Here is a 17,283-nt window from a genome sequence, read left to right on the forward strand (position 1 = left end):
TGTTATCGACAACCCGGCGCCTGGGCGCTCGGGTTTTGCTGCGTTGGGTCAGGCTTGGGCAGGTGGCGTCGGCTCCGGAACCTGGGCACCACGGCGTTCATTGAAGGCGAACGCGGTCATGGCCAGTGCGGCGATGGCGCCCGGCACGGCGAAGGCCAGGAAGTTGAGTTGCAGGGGCAGTTCGATCCCCATCAACGCACCGCCCAGCATGGGGCCGGCAATGGCGCCATTGCGGCCCACGCCCGAGGCCCAGCCAAGGCCGGTGGACCTGATGTGCAGGCCGTAGAGCTGCGCGGTGGCGGCGTACAGCAGGATCTGTGTGCCGATGGTGGTGGCCCCGGCAACAAAAATCAGCAGGTAGAGCACCGGCATCGGACTGTTGATGCCCAGCAGGCTGATGGAAATCGCAGCCGCCAGGAAGAAACCGATGGTGACCCTGACCAGATCCAGGCGATCCCCCAGCCAGCCCCCCAAAATGGCACCCGCCATGCCGCCCAGGTTCAGCGCCAGCAGGAACGACAGGCTCGAACCCAGGCTGTAACCGGCGGTGGCCATCAGCTTGGGCAACCAGGAACTGAGTGCGTAGACCATCAACAGGCAGCAGAAGAATGCCACCCAGATCGCCAGCGTCCGGACCGCCAGGCCTGCCCGGAACAACGCCATGGCCGAGGCACCCTTGCCTTGCGGATCGCTGATTTGAAGTCTGTCTTCGGGGTTGATTTCGCTGTCCGGTGACAGGCGCATCAAGAGTTTGCGCGCCTGTTCGACACGTCCTTGGCGGATGAGAAAACCGATGGACTCGGGAAGCAGCAGAAGAATCACCGGCAGCAGCAACAAGGGCAACGTGGCAGCAAAAAACATCGACTGCCAGCCAAAGCGCGGCAGCATGAAGATGCCGACCCCGGCCGAAAGCATGCCACCCAGTGAATAGCCGCTGAACATCAGCGCCACCAGGGTGCTGCGCATCCGCTTGGGCGCGTATTCGTTCATCAGTGCCACGGCATTGGGCATCAGCCCGCCGCAACCCAGCCCGGCGATGAAACGGCACATGCCGAACTCGCTGGGTGAGGTGGCAAATCCATTGATCACCGTCGCCACGCTGAACAACGCAAAACAGATGGCTATGCCCTTCTTGCGACCGATCCTGTCGGCCAGGCTGCCGAACACCAGGGCACCGAACATCATGCCGAACAGCGCATAGCTCCCCAATGCGCCGGCCTGCAGCGGGGTCAGCCCCCATTCCTTCATGATGACCGGCAGTACCACGCCGTAGATGAACAGGTCATAGCCGTCAAAAATCAACAGCAAGGCGCACAGGCCCATGACCATCCCGTGAAAGCGCCCGAAGCGGGCGCCCTCGACAACCGCATGAACGTCGATGATTCGCATGGCATTACTCTCATTGTTATTTTTGTGTGTGAGATCCGCAGATAAAACCGATGCATCAAGTCAGCCCAAATCGCCGCCTCCCACCGGCAGGGTCACGCCAGTGATGTACGAAGCCTCGTCCGAGGCCAGGAACAGGATCGCGCCCGCCTGCTCATCGATGGTCCCGTAGCGCTTCATCAGGCTGCTATCGAGGGTCTGGTCGATGATCTGCTGGTACCACACCTGCTCCTGTTCGCTTTGTGGCTGGCTGTTGCGCGGGATGCGCCGCGGCGGTGCTTCGGTGCCACCGGGTGCGGTGGCGTTGACCCGAATCCCGCGCCCGGCCGTCTCCAGCGCCAGGCAGGCGGTCAGGGCGTTCACCCCGCCTTTCGCGGCGCCGTAGGGCACGCGGTTGAGGCTGCGGGTGGCAATCGAGGAAACGTTGACGATGGCCCCGCTGCCTTGCGCGAGCATGTACGGCAAGACGCTGTGGCAGCACCACAGGGTCGGGAACAGCGAACGGCGCACTTCGGCTTCGATTTCGGTTTCGGCGTAATGCTCGAAGGGCTTGGCCCAGATGGTGCCGCCGACGTTGTTGACCAGAATGTCGATGCGCCCAAACTGCTCGTTCGCGGTGGCCATGACCCGGGCGCATTCGGCGTGCTGCTCAAGGTCGGCGGTCAGGGTCAGGGCGCGCTCATGGACGATCTCGTGCACCAGCTCCGAGCGGTCCACCGCGACCAGCAAGGCGCCCTCCTCCAGCAAACGTTCGGCGACACGCCGGCCGATGCCCTGGGCTGCGCCGGTCACCAGCGCCACCTTTTGCTTGAAACGTGGGTTCATTGGACTGTCCTCAGGCCGCGTTGCCGGTGACGATGGCGTTGGGGGTGAACTTCTCGTAGTGGAAGCTCGCAGGCGTGACGCCCTGATCCTTGAAGTGCTTGCGCACTGCATCCACCATCGGCGGCGGCCCACACAGGTACACATCGACGTCGCCGTCATTGAGCACGCCGGCCGCCATGTGTTGCGTGACGTAGCCTTGCTGCGGATGAAGGGTTGCGGGGTCGGCCACGCAGGTCACGAAACTGAAGTTGGGCAGGCGCGCGGCGAACGCTTGCAGCGCCTCGACCATCACCAGGTCCTGGTCGCGGGTCACGCCGTAGATCAGCGATACCCGTTGGCTATCGTTGCGCTCGGCCAGCACTTCAAGCATCGAGAGGAATGGCGCAAGCCCGGTGCCCCCTGCCAGAAACAGCAGCGGGCGCTTCACTTCACGCAGGTAGAAGCTGCCCAGAGGGCCGGTCATGCTGACCTGCTCGGCAATCTGTGCGCGTTCCAGCCAGCCACTCATCAATCCGCCCGGTACGTGCTTTATGAGGAAGCTGGCGCGGGTCTCGCCTGGGCGGCTACTGAAGGAATAGGAGCGGGTTTGCCCGCTGCCCGGCACCTCGATATTCACGTATTGCCCCGGCAGGAACACCGGCGCCTGGTCCAGATCGAAACTGATCTCCAGCGCCGCATCGGCATGCCGGGTGATGCTCGCAACCCTGGCGGCGAAGCGGCTGGTGCCGGTCTTGCAAGCGCTGGACGGCACCGGAACGGCAATCACGCAATCGGATTGCGGCACCATCTGGCAGGTGAGCACTTGCCCTTGCTGGGCCTCGTCTTCGCTGAGCGCATCTTCGATGTAGTCGTCGCCCAGGTCGTAGGCACCGGTTTCGCAACGGCACTTGCAGGTGCCGCAGACGCCGTCGGAGCAGTCCATCGGCAGGTTGATGCGCTGGCGAAAGGCGGCGTCCAGCACCTTCTCGCCTGGTTTGCAGTCGATGAAGCGGGTCACGCCGTCTTCGAAATTGAGGGCGATGGAGTACGTCATGGGGCTGTCCTCAGATGTGATAGATGTCGATGACCTGATGGATGTAGTCGTTCTTGAGCACGACCTTCTTGCGCGTGATGAGGGGTGTATCCCCGCTGACATCCAGGCGGTAGAAGGAGGTGCCGAAGTAACTGTCCGTGGTCTTGTAGCGGTGGCTGAGGGTGTGCCAGTTGAAACGTACGTCCATGTGCCCGGCGTCTTCGCCCAGCACTTCGATATTGGCCACGAAATGCGCAGTGCGCGGCTCGGGGGTGCTGGCGCTGGAGCGTTCGGTCTTGATCCGGAACACGCGGTCTTCCAGGCCGTCGCGGGACGGGTAGTAGATCAGCGAGATTTCGCTTTGCGGATCTTCGGTCAGCGTGTCCTGGTCGTCCCAGGCCGGCATCCAGAACTCGACCCTGGGCGAGTAGCATTCGAGCCATTCGTCCCACTGGCGATCATCGAGCAGCCGGGCTTCACGGTAGAGAAACGCCAGCAGGTTCTCTCTTGAGAGGCTCATGGGCGGGCCTCCTTGTCGGTTGCGATCAGCGTCTGTTGTTCAAGCTCCAGGGCTTTTTGCAGGCTGGCTGCCCAGTGCGCGTGTTGCTTGACGAACAGGCCTTCATCTTCGGTTTTGATCCCGCTGAGCTGCGGGTTCATGCCCATGGCCCGGGCGTTGTCGTCAGCGCCCTCGATCCACTGGGTGGCACCGCGGCTGAGGTCGTTCCACAGCGTCGTCGCGCCTTGATAGCCGGTCTGGCAGGCGCGGAATTCTTCCAGGTCATCGGGGGTGCCCATGCCGCTGACGTTGAAGAAGTCCTCGTACTGGCGGATGCGGGTCGCACGTTCCTCAGCACTTTCGCCCTTGGGTGCCATGCAGTAGATGGTCACTTCGGTTTGGTTGACCGAGATCGGCCGCACCACGCGAATCTGCGTCGAGAATTGATCCATCAGGTAAACGTTGGGGTACAGGCACAGGTTGCGCGTCTGATCGACGATGAAGTCCGCACGTTCCTGGCCCAGACGCTCTGCCAGCGCGGCGCGATGGGCGTGGACCGGGCGCACTTCAGGGTTGAGCAGCCGGGTCCAGAGCAGGATGTGGCCATGCTCGTACGCATAGACGCCGCCCAGGCTCTTCGACCAGCCGTTGGCGTCGACGGTGCGCGTGCCTTCGGCCTCGTAGTTGCGACGGCCCATGGTCGCCGAGTAGTTCCAGTGCACGGAGCTGACGTGATAGCCGTCGGCGCCGTTCTCGATCTGCAGCTTCCAGTTGCCGTCATAGATGTAGGACGAACTGCCGCGCAGCACTTCCAGGCCCTCGGGCGCCTGATCGACCATCTGGTCGATGATGACCCGGGTCTCGCCCAGGTAGTCGCTCAGCTCAGGCACGGCGTCACTCAGGCTGCCGAACAGGAAACCACGGTAGTTTTCAAACCGCGCCAGGCGCTTGAGGTCATGGGAGCCGTCGCAATCGAAGCTGTCGGGGTAGGCGCCGGTCTTGGCGTCCTTGACCTTGAGCAGCTTGCCGGCGTTGCTGAATGTCCAGCCATGGAAGGGGCAGGTAAAGGAGCCTTTGTTGCCCTGCTTGCGCCGGCACAGCATCGCGCCACGGTGGGCGCAGGCGTTAACCAGGCCATGCAGCGTGCCCTGCTTGTCGCGGGTGATGACCACCGGCTGGCGGCCAATGTAGGTGGTGAAGTAGTCGTTGATCGCAGGGATCTGGCTTTCATGGGCCAGGTACACCCAGCCACCTTCGAAGATGTGTTTGATTTCCAGCGCGAACAGGTCAGGGTCGGTGAAGATGTCGCGGCGGCAGCGAAAGACGCCAGTGGCGGGGTCATCCTGGACCGATTCACTGAGTTGACGGGCAAGGCGGTCGAGAGTATTGGACATGGGGCGGGCCCTCCGTTGTTCTTTTATCAGGCCCCCTCACCCTATTCCCTTGCCCCCGCCGTCAATATCCGCCTACTGCAAATCGCTATCCACCCAGCGCAATCGGCTCGCGCTGGCGACGCCAGGTCTGCGACGGCAGCTCGCCAAAGCGTTTGCGGTACGCCTCCGAGAACCGCCCCAGATGCACGAAACCGTGATCCAGCGCCACTTCGGTCACGCTGCGCGCCGCCTGTTTCTGCAACTCGGCATGCACCCGCTCAAGCTTGCGCTGGCGTGTGTAGTCACGGGGCGACAGGCCCACATTGCGCTCGAACATCAAGTACAGCGACCGCTCGCTGACCCGCGACACCGCCATCAACTGCTCCACGCTGATGTCTTCGGTCAGGTGCGCCTCGATGAACTGGCGCACCGCCTCAAAGCCGCTGCCCTCCTCCTGCCGGGGAATGACCCGCAGCACATTGCTGGCCAGCAGTGCCAGGAGCTTCTTGGCGACGATGCGCTCATACAGCGTCTGTACTTCCAGGTCTGCGGCGTTCTCCGCTTCATGGCAGATCAGCCCCAGCAACTGGGCAAAACCGTTCATGTCGTCCAGGTGCTGACGCTCGGCAACGAAGCGAATGCCCTGATGGGGCAGCGCCCAGTGCTGCTCAAGGCAGGCATTCTCGAACAGTCTGACCGGCAGTTTGACGATGAATTTCTCGCAGTCGGCCGAGTACGTCAGGTCTACCGGATCGTCAGGGTTGATGAGTAGCACTTCGCCTGCGCGAAAGACCTGCTCCTTGCCGCGAGACGCCGAGCGGCAATGGCCTTGAAGCAGGATCTGCAGGTGATAGATCGTCTCAAGGGCTGTGGACGTGACCTGCACCGGCGCGCCATAGCTGATGCGGCACAGGTCCAGGCTGGAAAAGGTCCGGTGGCTGATGCTGGCCTGCGGGCGCCCCTTGGGCGGCAGGCGGATGCAGTGGGTGCCCACGTGCTGGTTCACGTATTCGGACACGGCATAGGCATCGGCACGGTCGAAAATCTGACTGCGCTCACTCAATAACACGGTCATGTGTTGCCTCTCTTGTTGTTGTATTCAAGGCTGCGAGAAACCACAAAGCCCCCGCCAGCGTGCGCTGGGGAGGCTGAGGTATCAAGCCATGGGCGGCATCAGGCTTCGAGCGCCCTCACCCGCTCGCGGCGCGTCTGGTCTTCGGGCGCGGCGGTGGGCTGCAGCACGAAGTCGAAATCGATGTCTGCCCGTGGGCCCTTGGCGTCTTCGCTGAAATGAATCTCGGCGATCAGCTCGTCACGGGTGGCGTAGGCGAAGTCATCGTGCAGGTACTTGTCGCCCGCCAGGTTGATCTGGGTGGTCAGGTGACGGTGACCCGGCGCCGAAATGAAGAAATGAATGTGCGCCGGACGCTGGCCATGACGCCCCAACTGATCGAGCAATTGCTGGGTCGGGCCATCTGGCGGGCAACCGTAGCCGGACGGCACGATGCTCTGGAAGCGGTAACGCCCGTCTGCGTCGGTGAGGATTCGGCGGCGCAGGTTGAATTCGGACTGCGACGGATCGAAATAGGAATAGGTGCCGCCTGTGTTGGCGTGCCACACATCGACCACCGCGTTGGCCAGCGGCTGGCCTTCGGTGTCGCGCACCTGGCCGGTCATGTACAGCACGGTACCCGGGTCCTGGCCGTCATCGAGCCGCGCAAAGTGTTCGGAAACCGGCGCGCCGGCCACGTACAGCGGGCCTTCGATGGTGCGTGGCGTGCCGCCCACATGGCCGGCCTGAGCATCTTCGGCGTCCAGCAGCAGGTCCAGGTAGTGTTCCAGGCCCAAGCCCGCCACCAGCAGGCCGGCTTCCTGACGGCGGCCCAGATCGTTCAGGTAATTCACCGCCTTCCAGAATTCTTCAGGGGTGATCTGCAGGTCCTCGATGATCTTGATCGAGTCATTGAGCACCCGGTGGACGACGGTTTTCATCCGTTGGTCGCCGCCGGGCTGGTTGAAGCCTGCGGCCTGTTCGAAGAACTGCTGCACGTCGGCGGTCTGCGAGATACGAACGGTCATTTTTCTATCCTCATCACTTTTATTTGTCTTGTTGATGTCAGTGCGTTGATGCAGCGCGTTCAACGGTCGTCGGCGTGAATGGACGATGGATGCCGACACATCGGAGTGACTTCGATTTCCATGTAGGGGTACAGCGGCAGTTGCATCAGCGTGTCATGCAGGGCCTGGTTGTCGGCCACATCGAAGATGCTGACGTTGGCGTACAACCCGGCCAGCCGCCACAGGTGGCGCCATACGCCTTCGCGTTGCAGGCGCTGGGCCAGTTCTTTTTCGTCGGCCTTGAGCTGCGCGGCTTTTTCGGCCGGCATGTCGACCGGGAGTTTGACGGTCATGCGTACGTGGAAAAGCATGTCGGGTCCTCTGTCAGTAAGGGAGCAGGATCAGCGGCGGGTGAAGCGCGACAGGCGCTCTTCATCCAGGGTGATACCCAGGCCGGGGCTGGTGGGGATCATCAGCTGGAAGTCGCGATAGACCGGCGGTTCCACCAGAATGTCTGCGGTCAGCAGCAATGGACCAAACAGCTCGGTGTGCCACTCCAGTTTGTCCAGCGTGGCAAATGCATGAGCTGCCGCCAGGGTGCCGACGCTGCCTTCGAGCATGGTGCCGCCGTACAGGCCGATCCCCGCCGCTTCGGCAATCGCCGCCGTGCGCAGGACCGCCTTGGGGCCGCCGGTCTTGGCAATCTTCAGGGCAAAGATCGACGCCGCGCCCATCTGCGCCAGGGCAAAGCTGTCCTGCACCGACTCGATGGCCTCGTCTGCCATCAGCGGGATCGGGCTGTGGGCACTCAGGCGCACCATACCTGCACGGTCATGGCGGGACAGCGGCTGCTCGACCAGTTCGACACCGGCATCGGCCAGCAGACGGCAGGCACGCACGGCCACCGCCTCGCTCCAGGCCTGGTTGATGTCCACCCGCACACTGGCACGGTCGCCCAGGGAGCGCTTGATCGCCGCGACATGGGCGATGTCCCGTGCAGGGTCACCTGCGCCGATCTTCAGTTTGAAATGACGGTGGCGACGAATGTCGAGCATGCGCTCGGCTTCTTCGATGTCTTTGCCGGTGTCGCCGCTGGCCAGTGTCCACGCCACTTCGACGCCGTCGCGAACCCGCCCGCCCAGCAGTTCAGCCACAGGCAGCCCGAGACGCTTGCCCTGGGCATCGAGCAGGGCCGTTTCCACGGCAGAACGGGCGAAGGTATTGCCCCGGATACCCCGGTCGACCCGTTGCATGGCCGCGTTGAGGTTGGTGGCGTCTTGCCCGATCAGCAGCGGTGCGAACCATTTCTCAAGGTTCACCTTGATGCTTTCCGGGCTTTCCCCTGCGTAGGCCAGCCCGCCGATGGTGGTGGCTTCGCCGATGCCGATGATGCCGTCGCTGCACAGGACTTGCAGGATCACCAGCGTCTGGCCGTGCATGGTGTGCATGGCCAGCTTGTGCGGCCGGATGGTGGGCAGATCGACGATCTGGATATCGAAGCGTTCGATAGTGATGGCAGTCATGGGCTTTCCGTCTGCTTTGTGTTTGTTCTTGGGTGCAGATTGACGCCCCGGCTTGCCACCGTCCAATATTGAATAGGTCTCGCTTAATACCTTGGAGGTATCGTGGAGCTTCGACATTTGCGTTATTTCCGGGTCCTCGCCCAGACCCTGAACTTCACCCGCGCCGCCGAGCAACTGAACATCGCCCAGCCGCCGCTGAGCCGTCAGATCCAGCAACTGGAGGATGAACTGGGCGTCGCGCTGATCGAGCGCACCCGACCGTTACGGTTGACTGAGGCAGGACGGTTCTTTCACGAGCATTCAAGCCAGTTGCTCGAACAACTGGCACGCATCGGCGATGACACCCAACGTGTCGCGGCTGGGGAAAAGCGCTGGCTGGGGATCGGCTTTGCGCCGTCGACGCTGTATGGCGCCCTGCCCGAGCTGATCCGTCGGCTGCGCAATCTGGGGGATGTGGAGCTGGGGCTGTCGGAGCTGATAACCCTGCAACAGCTTGAAGCGCTGAAAAGCGGGCGGATCGATGTCGGTTTCGGCCGAATCGTGTTTGACGACCCGGCCATCACCCAGGAAATCCTGCGCGAGGATCCACTGGTCGCGGCGCTCCCTGCCGGGCACCCGCTACTCGGTGGGCCTGTGACCCTGGCGCAACTGGCCGCCGAGCCCTTCGTGCTGTATCCGGGCAGCCCGCGCCCCAGCTACGCCGACCATGTGCTGGGCATCTTTGCCGCCCAAGGTTTGCGCATCCGCGTGGCGCAAACCGTCAACGAACTGCAGACCGCCATTGGCCTGGTGGCCGCCGGCATCGGTATCACCCTGGTGCCCGCCTCGGTCCAGCGGCTGCACCGCGACGACATCGGCTACACCCGGCTGCTCGACAGCAGCGCCACCTCGCCGATTGTCGTGAGCTACCGTGCCGGGGACGTGTCGCCGGTGCTCAGGCAGTGCCTGGACCTGCTGGACAGGAAATAGACCGAGCGTCTGGAACGCTTTATTGAATCGACAACCCGGCATCCACCACAAAGTTCTGCCCGGTGCAGCCACGGCTGTCGTCACTGGCCAAAAACAGCGCCATGCGTGCACAGTCACTGGCATCCAGGCGGAACTTGAGCATCTGCTGGTCGATGAACAGCTGGCTGGCAGCCTGCAATCCTGCCGGGTCGTTGGACCACATCGCGTCCTGGCGCTCGGTACGGATGGCGCCCGGCACCAGGCTGTTGACCCGAATGCCCTTGTCACCCAGCTCCCGCGCCAGGGTGCGGGTCATGCCGTTCAATGCAGCCTTGGCCGTGGTGTAGCAGACCATGCCCGGCCGGCCGCGCATCCACGAAATCGAGCCCATGTTGATGATGACGCCGCTGCCCCGGCGCGCCATCCCGGGTGCAACTGCTTGTGCTGCGAAGAAGGCATGCCGCAGGTTGGTCTGCATGCGTTCGTCCCAGTATTCGACGCTGACGTCCTGGATCGGGTGGCGGTCGTCTCGCGCTGCGTTGTTGATCAATACGTCGATGGCGCCCCAGCGTTCCTCGACTGCCTGAATCGACGCCTTGAGCCGGTCAATGTCGCGAACGTCACAGGGCGCGAAAAATACCCGCTCCGGCTCCAGCGATCCTGCCAGCGCTACACCACCGGCCTCGTCCAGATCCAGAAACGCGACCCGCGCGCCCTGCTCATGAAAGGCTTCGACAAAGGCTGCGCCAATCCCCGAGGCGCCGCCACTGATGAGAATGACCTTGCCGCCGAGCGACGGGTAACGGGTGTCAGTGTGATGCGTCATGACGATGTCCTTGCCAGAAAGTATTGAAGTTCAACCCAGGAATAGCGGTTCGGGGCAACCGGCCACGCCGACTTGCACACTGAAGACGCATCCCGACAGCGGCCAGGCGGCCAGCTCCTCGGCGCTGCGGTTCTCCCTGGAGCTGGTGATGTACAGGGTGCGCAGCCCCGGTCCGCCGAAGGCGACCATGGTCGGCCAGCGCGTGGGCACGCGGATCTCGTCCAGCTGCGTACCGTCCGGAGCCAGGCGCAGGATGCGGCCGCCGTCGAACTGAGCGCTCCAGTAGCAGCCCTCGCTGTCGAATGCGCCGCCGTCGGGCCGCCCGCCGCTGCCGCGTTCGAAGTGGCGCACCAGTTGCCGAGGTCCGGGCTGGCCGTTGGCATCCAGCGGGTAGCGGTAGAGCACGTGGTTGGGTGTGTCGCTGTGATAGGCCCAGGCGCGGTCGGGGCTGAAGGCCAGGCCGTTGGACACCATCACGTCGTCGGCCATGACCTGTGCCTTCAAGTGTTCATCGACGCGCATCAGCACGCCGCCGTTGCGATCCCGTGGCTGCCAGATGGTGCCCGCCCAGAACCGCCCCCAAGGGTCGACCCGGCCATCGTTGAAGCGGCTGTTCTCCACGCCACCCGGGTTGTCGGCGAGCTTTTTGCCCAGCACGCCTTGTTCGTCGAGCAGGTAGATGCCGCTACGCAGGGCGACGATGAAGCCGCCGCCACGGCGCAGGCCGTAGCAGCCCAGGTCTTCGGGCAAGGTGAGGCTGGTCACCGCGCCGGTCGCAGGATCGAGGCGATGTAACTGCCGGCCCAGGATATCGGTCCAGTACAGCGCCTGTTCGCGCACGGACCACACCGGGCATTCGCCCAGTTCGCTGGTGCGCGTGACCACGCAATTGACGGTGTAACTCATGCTGTTGCTCCTGCTGCAAGCTGCCTGACGTTCATGCGCAGGCGGCGTTCGATCTGCTCACCACCTGCGAGCAGGACGATGCCGTTCGCCTCGGGCGACGGCGTGTTGATCGCGTTGTTCAAATGACTGACCGGCTCCACCGCAATGAAATCCTGTGGCTGGGGTGGTGTGAAGACCACCAGATGGCTCACCCCTGGCCCTGCGTCCATGTGCAATTCCAGGCCCGATTGCGGCCAAAAGACACGCGCCTGCCCTCCCCAGCCCTCGAAGCAATTGTCCAGCCCCACGTAGCCCGCCTCACGCTGCTGCGCGAACTGCCACGGCGGCGGTATTGCCACGCGCTCGGCGGGCAGTGCCTGCTGGTCGCTGAGCCAGACCGCAGCGGCATCGAATTGCAGCTCGATGCCCGCAAACCTTGGGAAATACGGGTGCCACCCCAGCCCGGCGGGCATGGTGTGCGCGCTGTCATTGCGCAGGCTCATGACCAGCGACAGGCCCTGTTGGTCCAGGCTCAGCGTTTGCTCCGCCTGGAATGCGAAAGGCCAATGCTCGTCCGGAGCATGGGTCAGACGCATCACGCAATGCGTCTTCGATAGCTCGACAACCGCCCACGGACGTTGCCAGCCCACCCCGTGAATCGAGTGCGGATGATCGCCAAAGTTGCGCGCCAGTTCATGGGCACGACCTTCCACGACCATGCGCCCCCAGGCGATCCGGTTGGAGTACGGCACCAGCGGATAGCACGCGGTACGGCGCACCGTTGGCGTCTGGTCCCAGGGCCGCAGCAGGTCCGTCTGGCGATGGCGCAGGAAGGCCAGTGCACCGCCAAGTTCGGGCAGCACGCCGAGGTGCAGATCACCGCTGTCGAGTTCAAGAATGTCCATGCATGGCCTTCAATGTCAGAATCCCCAGCGAATGCCCACCGTCATCGCCCACGGATCGTAACCCTTGGGCACGCTCGGGTAGCTTTCGCTGAGCAGCGCAAAGCCCTGGGTCGAGTCACCGTTGTTGACGATGTGCGAGACGTAGGTATAGAGCTGGGTGTCGGTGTTGAGTGAGTACAGATACCCGGCGTGTGTCGCCCAGGCGCGCGCGCCCTCAGCTTCGATGCGGTGCGACACCCCGAGCGTCACATCCCCGGGGCCGAAGGTGATGCGCGCATTGATCATCTGCGCCGAGGCGAACCAGCGGGCGTCGGTGTCGCGGTCCGAATAGATGTAGTTGGCGCCCCACAATACCTTGCCCAGCCGGTAGGTGCCGGTGATGACGTGGGTGTTCTGGGTGTAGGTTTCGCCGGTGGTCAGCGATGGCATCGAGTCGTGGCGGTTGAAGCCGTAGCCCAGCCGGGTGTCGCCATCGCGGTAGCGCAGGTTGAAACCGCTGGTGCGGTTCTCCTTGGGCCCGTTTTCAACGTCGGAGTTGCCATAGGAATAGCCAAGCTCGGTGGAGAAGCCTGCCACCTCAGGCGAGCGATAGCGCACAGTGGTGTCGTAGAAGCCGCCGGTGCCGCTCTTGCCCAGGGTCGTGGTGTGCTCAAGACTCATGATCGAGGCCATGTTCGACAGGCCGTACAAGGCGACGTCCGAATCGAGGAACACCCAGTAGATGGGCATGTACAGGCTGCCGACATCCACCGAACCGAAGGGCCCGGTCACGCCTGCGCCATAGCCGCGGTTGGTGGAAATCTTGCCTTCGTTGTAGCCGGTGCGCCAGATGTTGCGCAGCACCAGGCCGCGCTCCCCGAACGCCCGCAGGCCATAGCCTGAGTCGCCCAGCTTGTAGTCGATCTTCAGGCCGATGCGCGAGGCCTGCAGGTTGCCGTCTGACACCATGCCGTGTGCAGGATGATCGTCGGTGAACTTGCCGGTCTGCAGCGACAGATCGAGGATGCCGTAGGGGTTGACCTGCCAGTTGCCTTCCTTGAAGACCAGCGGTTGGGCCTGGGTGGCCGAGCAAAGCCCGGCAGACAGCGCAAAAGCAGCAAAGCAGTGATTTTTCTTGTTATGCATGTTCACTTACTCGGATAACGCAGGTGTTGGTGTTTCCTGGGCGCGCACGAACCCGGCGCCTTCTCTCTGGAAGGCGCACAGACACGTGCGCACTGCGGTGGGAATCAACTCATGAGGCGTTGCGGCCCAGCGCTTCGAAGCGCTCCTGCCAGGCGCTGCCGACGCGGATGAACACCGGCGGCTGGCCCAAAGGCGCAGCGACGCGGACCCGCTGGCCGCCTTCGAAACGCTCGGCGCTCCACAGGTGTTGCCACTGATCGCCCTGGGGCAGGTACGCCGACCACTCGCGCTGGCCTTCGGCATGCACCGGGGCCACCAGCAGGTCACGGCCGTACAGGTACTGGTCCTGGATGGCGTAGGTGTCCGGGTCGTTTTCGTAATGCAGGAACAACGGTCGCTGCAACGGCAACCCGGTGGCCTGCGCTTCCTCGACCAAGGTTTGCAGATACGGCCGCAGCGCGACGTACAGGCGGGTCATGCGGGCGAAATGCGCGTAGGTTTCGTCGTGGTCCCAGAACTGCAGGTTCTGGTCCGGACGATTGCCCTCATGGGTGCGCATCACCGGGGTGAACGCCGCCATTTCCGCCCAGCGCTGGAACAGCTCGGCGGTGCGGCAATTGCCATAGAGGCTGGTGTAGCCGCCGATGTCGCTGTGGTGATAGGCATTGCCCAGCAGCCCCGACGACAAGGCGCCGCAAATTACGGTTTGCAAGCCGTCATGGCGGCTGAAATCCACCGACTGGTCGCCAGCCCAGAGCAACGGGCAGTGACGCTGCACGCCGCTATAACCGGCGCGCATGAAGAACAGCGCATCGCCCGTCTTGCCGGCAGCCTCGATGGCACGCGCGTTGACCTCGGCCCAGCGCACCGGCCAGGCGTTGTGTTCCAGCATCGGGTCGGCGTCGCCAGCCAGCTTAAGGTCGATCGGCAGGTACTCGCCGAAGTCCGCCATCCAGCCGGACAGTCCCTTGTCGAGCATCTCGCGACGCAGGATGCGCTCCTCGAACCACTGCGCCGCCGCAGGTAGCGTAAAGTCGACCACACCGCAGAGGAACTCGCCGAAGTCCACCAGGTAGGTTCCGCCTTCGACGCGGGTCGCCAGGTATCCTGCTTCCTGTGCTTCGAGAAACAGCGGGCCGTCGTTGCACAGGTACGGGTTGACGTAGCCCATGAAGCGAATGCCCTGGGCCTGCAGTTTATCGACCCAGGCCGCGTGATCCGGGTAGCGCTCGGCATTCCACTGCCAGTCCCAGAACAGGCGCTTGCCGAATGAGGTAATGCGCAGGCCTTCCCAGTCCTCGCACCACAGCGCGCTGACCGCAACGCCTTTTTGCAATGCATCGTCCAGACGCGTCTGGGCGTGCTCAAGTCCGTTTTTCAGGCCCAGGATCGCCCCCTGCATCACCCACTCCGGCAGACGCGGTTGTCGCCCGAAATGGCTCGACAGCTGACCCACCAGATCCGGGAAGTCCTGGCCCAGCATGAATTCGAACGCCTCAGGCACGGCCCAGAATTGCAGCTCATGGAAATCGTCGTGGCGGAAATCGAAATCCGCATAGGCGGTGGTGACCGCATGCAGGCAGTAGCGCTGCGACGAGATGTAGGTCGGCTGCGGGTAGTTGGTGTGGTAGTAGTCACCGCCCGCGTTGGCTTCGTTGTCGGCCTGCAGGGTCAGCCAGGTGGATTTGTCGCGGCCCACGCCTGGCTCCGAGGTCCACAGCGGGAAATGCCGGCCGCGCAGGTCGAAATACGACATCTGCTCGCCGCAGCCCCATACGTGCTCATCGACCAGTGCCGGCACCCGTAGCCAGAAGCGGTTGATCCCGGCATCTACGTTCACAGGCACCAGGCGCAACAGGTTGCCTTGGACTTCGAGGTTCAGGCTGAGCATCACCGGTCCGTCGGCCCAGACCCGGAAATCCAGGCGATTGGTCGCGGTGTCCAGCCATGCATGACGCAGGGCAATGCGCTCCTGCACGTAATCGGTGATGGAGAAGTTGCCGCGCTGCATGCTGATGCTGGCATCGCCATGGCCGATGAAAATCCCAGGGTTGGCCTGGCTGTGACGCAGCAGCACGCGGCCGCCGACCGTCAGTTGAACTTCATCGTCAATCTGTTGAAAGCCTGCCTGGGCGATAGAATTGAACGCTGTCATCAAGAATGTGCCTCGCAGGTTGTCAGAGCGGACTTGTTGGCCAGTTCACGGCGGTTCCAGCGACGGCGGCTGACGCTTGCAGCCACCAGTGCCAGAGCCCAGACCGCGGCCATCAGTGGTCCGTACCAAGGGCTTGGGCCGGTGGCGCTGGCCACACCCAGTCCGGAAAATGTCAGGTAGATCGACACCAGGGCCGCCAGCAGGAAGATGCTGAAGCTGCCGGCGTGGCGCCATGGGGTCAGGTCCATGGTGCGGGTCGCGACCTGCACCACGTAGGGTTCGGCGCGGGCGAAACGCTTGCGCAGCGCGATCAGGATCAGCATTTCGATGGCGAACATGATGCCCATCACGTGGATGAAGCTGATGCCAAAGCGCGTGTCGATCTTCAAGCCCAGCACGAACACCGCGTAGCAGAAGGCATGCAGGCCCAGCACCAGCTTGGCCGGGAATGCGCCGCCACGGGCATTGAAGAAACCGAACAGCATGATCGCGATGATCGGCATGTTGAAGAACCCGGTGAAGCGGCGCAGCACCGCATAAATCCCTTCCGGTGCGTACATCAGCATCGGCGCGACCACCAGTGACACCAGCGCGGCGATGATGCTGACCCGCTTGCCGAAGCGCACCAGCGCCTGGTCATCGGCCAGCGGGCGCAGGGCCTTGTAGAAGTCGTAGGTCAAAAGCGTCGCAGTGCCGTTGATGATCGCGTTGAAGTGGCTCATCACGGTGCCGAAGATCACCGCCACGAAGAAGCCCTTCATCCACCATGGCATCAGCGCCGAGACCAGCGCCGGATAGGCGAGGTCGGAGTTGGCCAGCGGCTGGTCGCGGAACAGGTGCCAGGCAATGACGCCGGGCATCAGCATCGCCAGCGGCACCAGCAGCTTCAGGCAACCGGAGAGCAATACGCCCTTCTGCCCTTCGGCGAGGTTCTTGGCCGCCATGCTCTTCTGCACGATGGCCTGGTTGGTGCACCAGTAGAACAGGTTGGCAAAGATCATCCCGGTGAACAGCGCACCGAACGGCACCTTGTCCTGGGGACCGCCAATGGCGTTCAGCTTCTCGGGGGTGTCATGCATGATGGTCTGGGCGCCGGACAGCACGTCGCCGTTGCCCAGGGTCCACAGGCCGATCACCGGAATCAGCACCACGACGACCAGCAAGCCGACGCCGTTGATGGTGTCCGACACCGCCACCGCGCGCAGGCCGCCCAGCACCGCGTAGGCCGCGCCGATCACACCGGTGCTGACGATCAGCAGCGAGATGGTCGCCGGATACGACCAGCCGAGGATGGTCTGCAAATCGAAGATCTGGTTGAAGGTGATCGCCCCCAGGTACAGCGACGCAGGGTTGAGCACCAGGGTGTAGGTTGCCACCATCAGGCCGCTGACCACGCGCCGGGTGGTCACGTCATAGCGCTTTTCGATGAACTCCGGCAGGGTCGAAAAACCGCCGCGCAGGTAACGCGGCAGGAAGAACAGCGCCAGGGCGATGGTCGATACGGCGGCAGTCGCCTCCCAGGCCATGGAGCTCAGGTTGTGCGCGTAGGAGTCGCCGTTGAGGCCCACCAACTGGTCGATGGACAGGTTGGTAAGCATCATGGAGCCGGCAATAAACCAGCCATTGAGTCCGCCACTGGCCATGAAATAGCCGTGGGCGCCTACGTCCTTGGCCTTGCGGGTGAAGGACCAGGAAATGGCAGCGACGAGGCCAGTGAAAAACAGCATGCTGAGGAATGTGAACAGGGACGTAGTCATTTTTAT

General features: G+C 63.3%; 16 protein-coding genes. 1 reads left to right on the plus strand and 15 read right to left on the minus strand.

The window, feature by feature from the left end:
- Positions 1-48 precede the first annotated feature (48 nt).
- The 9 genes from NPS29_RS04735 to NPS29_RS04775 all read right to left on the minus strand — a co-directional run bounded on the left by NPS29_RS04735 (position 49) and on the right by NPS29_RS04775 (position 8,676).
- Positions 49-1,389 (minus strand): MFS transporter, encoded by a 1,341-nt coding sequence (locus tag NPS29_RS04735; RefSeq protein WP_274131022.1) that lies wholly within the window; start codon positions 1,387-1,389, stop codon positions 49-51.
- 60 nt (positions 1,390-1,449) lie between these two features.
- Positions 1,450-2,211: a 1,6-dihydroxycyclohexa-2,4-diene-1-carboxylate dehydrogenase gene (locus NPS29_RS04740; protein WP_274131023.1), complete on the minus strand. Its 762-nt coding sequence runs from the start codon at positions 2,209-2,211 to the stop codon at positions 1,450-1,452.
- A 10-nt stretch (positions 2,212-2,221) separates the two neighbouring features.
- On the minus strand, positions 2,222-3,244 hold the full coding sequence (benC, locus tag NPS29_RS04745) for a benzoate 1,2-dioxygenase electron transfer component BenC (RefSeq protein WP_274131024.1): 1,023 nt from the start codon (positions 3,242-3,244) through the stop codon (positions 2,222-2,224).
- 10 nt (positions 3,245-3,254) lie between these two features.
- On the minus strand, positions 3,255-3,743 hold the full coding sequence (gene benB, locus NPS29_RS04750) for a benzoate 1,2-dioxygenase small subunit (RefSeq protein ID WP_274131025.1): 489 nt from the start codon (positions 3,741-3,743) through the stop codon (positions 3,255-3,257).
- Positions 3,740-5,116 carry a Rieske 2Fe-2S domain-containing protein gene (locus tag NPS29_RS04755; RefSeq protein ID WP_274131026.1) on the minus strand — a complete coding sequence of 459 codons (1,377 nt, stop codon included), beginning with the start codon at positions 5,114-5,116 and terminating at the stop codon, positions 3,740-3,742. Before NPS29_RS04755 ends, benB begins: the two co-directional genes overlap by 4 nt.
- Positions 5,117-5,201: 85 nt before the next feature.
- A complete protein-coding gene (locus tag NPS29_RS04760) occupies positions 5,202-6,170 on the minus strand; it encodes an AraC family transcriptional regulator (RefSeq protein ID WP_274131027.1) in 969 nt (322 codons plus the stop codon).
- A gap of 98 nt (positions 6,171-6,268) precedes the next feature.
- Positions 6,269-7,174 (minus strand): catechol 1,2-dioxygenase, encoded by a 906-nt coding sequence (gene catA, locus NPS29_RS04765; RefSeq protein ID WP_274131028.1) that lies wholly within the window; start codon positions 7,172-7,174, stop codon positions 6,269-6,271.
- A gap of 59 nt (positions 7,175-7,233) precedes the next feature.
- Complete coding sequence (catC, locus tag NPS29_RS04770) at positions 7,234-7,524, minus strand: muconolactone Delta-isomerase (RefSeq protein ID WP_274131029.1); 291 nt, start codon at positions 7,522-7,524, stop codon at positions 7,234-7,236.
- Between the two features lie 30 nt (positions 7,525-7,554).
- Positions 7,555-8,676 carry a muconate cycloisomerase family protein gene (locus NPS29_RS04775; protein ID WP_274131030.1) on the minus strand — a complete coding sequence of 374 codons (1,122 nt, stop codon included), beginning with the start codon at positions 8,674-8,676 and terminating at the stop codon, positions 7,555-7,557.
- A 102-nt stretch (positions 8,677-8,778) separates the two neighbouring features.
- Here NPS29_RS04775 and NPS29_RS04780 point away from each other — a divergent pair, with 102 nt between their 5' ends.
- Positions 8,779-9,645, plus strand: a complete 867-nt coding sequence (locus NPS29_RS04780) for a LysR family transcriptional regulator (protein ID WP_274131031.1) — start codon at positions 8,779-8,781, stop codon at positions 9,643-9,645.
- A 19-nt stretch (positions 9,646-9,664) separates the two neighbouring features.
- On the opposite strand, the gene NPS29_RS04785 is transcribed toward NPS29_RS04780, so the two are convergent.
- The 6 genes from NPS29_RS04785 to NPS29_RS04810 all read right to left on the minus strand — a co-directional run bounded on the left by NPS29_RS04785 (position 9,665) and on the right by NPS29_RS04810 (position 17,277).
- Complete coding sequence (locus NPS29_RS04785; protein ID WP_274131033.1) at positions 9,665-10,450, minus strand: sulfoquinovose 1-dehydrogenase; 786 nt, start codon at positions 10,448-10,450, stop codon at positions 9,665-9,667.
- 30 nt (positions 10,451-10,480) lie between these two features.
- Positions 10,481-11,356, minus strand: a complete 876-nt coding sequence (locus NPS29_RS04790) for a 6-deoxy-6-sulfogluconolactonase (RefSeq protein ID WP_274131034.1) — start codon at positions 11,354-11,356, stop codon at positions 10,481-10,483.
- Positions 11,353-12,240, minus strand: coding sequence for an aldose 1-epimerase (locus NPS29_RS04795; protein WP_274131036.1), 888 nt, complete (start codon positions 12,238-12,240; stop codon positions 11,353-11,355). The genes NPS29_RS04790 and NPS29_RS04795 overlap by 4 nt, the downstream gene beginning before the upstream one ends.
- A gap of 15 nt (positions 12,241-12,255) precedes the next feature.
- Entirely contained in the window at positions 12,256-13,365 is a 1,110-nt protein-coding gene (locus NPS29_RS04800; RefSeq protein WP_274131037.1) for a porin, read from the minus strand.
- Between the two features lie 109 nt (positions 13,366-13,474).
- Positions 13,475-15,520, minus strand: coding sequence for an alpha-glucosidase (locus tag NPS29_RS04805; protein ID WP_274131038.1), 2,046 nt, complete (start codon positions 15,518-15,520; stop codon positions 13,475-13,477).
- Positions 15,520-17,277 carry a solute:sodium symporter family transporter gene (locus NPS29_RS04810; RefSeq protein ID WP_274131039.1) on the minus strand — a complete coding sequence of 586 codons (1,758 nt, stop codon included), beginning with the start codon at positions 17,275-17,277 and terminating at the stop codon, positions 15,520-15,522. The genes NPS29_RS04805 and NPS29_RS04810 overlap by 1 nt, the downstream gene beginning before the upstream one ends.
- Positions 17,278-17,283 lie beyond the last annotated feature (6 nt).

It is taken from the genome of Pseudomonas putida (genome assembly GCF_028682175.1).
GTDB lineage: Bacteria > Pseudomonadota > Gammaproteobacteria > Pseudomonadales > Pseudomonadaceae > Aquipseudomonas > Aquipseudomonas putida_AD.

Excerpts from the sequence above, each read along its gene's own strand:
- NPS29_RS04735 (WP_274131022.1), bottom strand. The coding sequence starts at position 1,389 with ATGCGAATCATCGACGTTCATGCGGTTGTCGAGGGCGCCCGCTTCGGG.
- NPS29_RS04740 (WP_274131023.1), bottom strand. The coding sequence starts at position 2,211 with ATGAACCCACGTTTCAAGCAAAAGGTGGCGCTGGTGACCGGCGCAGCC.
- benC (WP_274131024.1), bottom strand. The coding sequence starts at position 3,244 with ATGACGTACTCCATCGCCCTCAATTTCGAAGACGGCGTGACCCGCTTC.
- benB (WP_274131025.1), bottom strand. The coding sequence starts at position 3,743 with ATGAGCCTCTCAAGAGAGAACCTGCTGGCGTTTCTCTACCGTGAAGCC.
- NPS29_RS04755 (WP_274131026.1), bottom strand. The coding sequence starts at position 5,116 with ATGTCCAATACTCTCGACCGCCTTGCCCGTCAACTCAGTGAATCGGTC.
- NPS29_RS04760 (WP_274131027.1), bottom strand. The coding sequence starts at position 6,170 with ATGACCGTGTTATTGAGTGAGCGCAGTCAGATTTTCGACCGTGCCGAT.
- catA (WP_274131028.1), bottom strand. The coding sequence starts at position 7,174 with ATGACCGTTCGTATCTCGCAGACCGCCGACGTGCAGCAGTTCTTCGAA.
- catC (WP_274131029.1), bottom strand. The coding sequence starts at position 7,524 with ATGCTTTTCCACGTACGCATGACCGTCAAACTCCCGGTCGACATGCCG.
- NPS29_RS04775 (WP_274131030.1), bottom strand. The coding sequence starts at position 8,676 with ATGACTGCCATCACTATCGAACGCTTCGATATCCAGATCGTCGATCTG.
- NPS29_RS04785 (WP_274131033.1), bottom strand. The coding sequence starts at position 10,450 with ATGACGCATCACACTGACACCCGTTACCCGTCGCTCGGCGGCAAGGTC.
- NPS29_RS04790 (WP_274131034.1), bottom strand. The coding sequence starts at position 11,356 with ATGAGTTACACCGTCAATTGCGTGGTCACGCGCACCAGCGAACTGGGC.
- NPS29_RS04795 (WP_274131036.1), bottom strand. The coding sequence starts at position 12,240 with ATGGACATTCTTGAACTCGACAGCGGTGATCTGCACCTCGGCGTGCTG.
- NPS29_RS04800 (WP_274131037.1), bottom strand. The coding sequence starts at position 13,365 with ATGCATAACAAGAAAAATCACTGCTTTGCTGCTTTTGCGCTGTCTGCC.
- NPS29_RS04805 (WP_274131038.1), bottom strand. The coding sequence starts at position 15,520 with ATGACAGCGTTCAATTCTATCGCCCAGGCAGGCTTTCAACAGATTGAC.
- NPS29_RS04810 (WP_274131039.1), bottom strand. The coding sequence starts at position 17,277 with ATGACTACGTCCCTGTTCACATTCCTCAGCATGCTGTTTTTCACTGGC.